General features: G+C 41.1%; 1 rRNA gene. It reads right to left on the bottom strand.

Going from position 1 to position 557, the window contains the following annotated elements:
* Positions 1–405: 405 nt before the first annotated feature.
* A 5S ribosomal RNA gene (gene rrf / locus V7D18_RS27490) occupies positions 406–523 on the bottom strand.
* Positions 524–557: the final 34 nt, after the last annotated feature.

The following is a 557-nucleotide window of genomic DNA, read 5'->3' as shown; positions in this document are numbered from 1 at the left end:
TTTTTGCAAAGACTCTATCTAGATATATTTCAATATGTGGTTTTCAAGGTACATGCGCGATGCAACCAGAAGCATGCACAATCATATGGAAAACTGTGTTGAAAGCTTGCTTTCATAAGCAGTTTTTTATTTGATTGTATAGGCGTGAAACGCCGTGACTGAGAAAAGCGTAAGCTTTTCGAAGTGCGCTTCGTAATGGTACCGCTCTGACTGAAGTTTATCAGTCATTTGAAAGCTCGATTAACTCAAACTCACAAATCACTGGTAAAAACCAGTTATATAAAACAGCACTGCCCTGCTGAATCAGGTTAACACATTCTTTAACACAGGTTTCGCTTTTCCCTCCACCCATTGGAACGTGTCCGTTCTATATAAAACACTTTTTCAAGTGATTTTTTTTATGTAATCTGGCACCCACCTGCTCTCCCATACCGTCTCCAGTATAGTACCATCGGCCGCTTAGGTCTTAACCATCGTGTTCGAGATGGGAACGGGTGTGTCCCCTAAGCGCATCGGCACCAGAAATTCTTTGTCTTCTGATGTTTCCTTATTCAATT

Origin of the sequence: Lacrimispora sp. 38-1, from assembly GCF_049890855.1 — a bacterium.
Classification (GTDB): domain Bacteria; phylum Bacillota; class Clostridia; order Lachnospirales; family Lachnospiraceae; genus Lacrimispora.
This window is presented reverse-complemented; position numbering and strand designations above follow the sequence as displayed.